This window comes from Klebsiella sp. 28, assembly GCF_018223905.1.
GTDB classification, from domain to species: Bacteria; Pseudomonadota; Gammaproteobacteria; order Enterobacterales; family Enterobacteriaceae; genus Klebsiella; species Klebsiella pneumoniae.
The window spans coordinates 1-1,153 of the sequence record NZ_JAGRQY010000217.1; the positions used below are offsets into that span (position 1 = coordinate 1).

The window sequence follows — 1,153 nt, forward strand, 5'->3', positions numbered from 1 at the left end:
CGTTAAGGGATTTTGGTCATGAGATTATCAAAAAGGATCTTCACCTAGATCCTTTTAAATTAAAAATGAAGTTTTAAATCAATCTAAAGTATATATGAGTAAACTTGGTCTGACAGTTACCAATGCTTAATCAGTGAGGCACCTATCTCAGCGATCTGTCTATTTCGTTCATCCATAGTTGCCTGACTCCCCGTCGTGTAGATAACTACGATACGGGAGGGCTTACCATCTGGCCCCAGTGCTGCAATGATACCGCGAGACCCACGCTCACCGGCTCCAGATTTATCAGCAATAAACCAGCCAGCCGGAAGGGCCGAGCGCAGAAGTGGTCCTGCAACTTTATCCGCCTCCATCCAGTCTATTAATTGTTGCCGGGAAGCTAGAGTAAGTAGTTCGCCAGTTAATAGTTTGCGCAACGTTGTTGCCATTGCTGCAGGCATCGTGGTGTCACGCTCGTCGTTTGGTATGGCTTCATTCAGCTCCGGTTCCCAACGATCAAGGCGAGTTACATGATCCCCCATGTTGTGCAAAAAAGCGGTTAGCTCCTTCGGTCCTCCGATCGTTGTCAGAAGTAAGTTGGCAGCAGTGTTATCACTCATGGTTATGGCAGCACTGCATAATTCTCTTACTGTCATGCCATCCGTAAGATGCTTTTCTGTGACTGGTGAGTACTCAACCAAGTCATTCTGAGAATAGTGTATGCGGCGACCGAGTTGCTCTTGCCCGGCGTCAACACGGGATAATACCGCACCACATAGCAGAACTTTAAAAGTGCTCATCATTGGAAAACGTTCTTCGGGGCGAAAACTCTCAAGGATCTTACCGCTGTTGAGATCCAGTTCGATGTAACCCACTCGTGCACCCAACTGATCTTCAGCATCTTTTACTTTCACCAGCGTTTCTGGGTGAGCAAAAACAGGAAGGCAAAATGCCGCAAAAAAGGGAATAAGGGCGACACGAAAATGTTGAATACTCATACTCTTCCTTTTTCAATATTATTGAAGCATTTACCAGGGTTATTGTCTCATGAGCGGATACATATTTGAATGTATTTAGAAAAATAAACAAATAGGGGTTCCGCGCACATTTCCCCGAAAAGTGCCACCTGACGTCTAAGAAACCATTATTATCATGACATTAACCTATAAAAATA

General features: G+C 44.8%; 1 protein-coding gene. It reads right to left on the reverse strand.

Annotation, left to right across the window (positions count from 1 at the left end):
• Positions 1-116: 116 nt before the first annotated feature.
• Complete coding sequence (locus KHQ28_RS26550; RefSeq protein WP_000027057.1) at positions 117-977, reverse strand: broad-spectrum class A beta-lactamase TEM-1; 861 nt, start codon at positions 975-977, stop codon at positions 117-119.
• Positions 978-1,153 lie beyond the last annotated feature (176 nt).

Bases quoted from the DNA above. Each gene is read 5' to 3' on its own strand.
- KHQ28_RS26550 (WP_000027057.1), bottom strand. From the start codon at position 977: ATGAGTATTCAACATTTTCGTGTCGCCCTTATTCCCTTTTTTGCGGCA.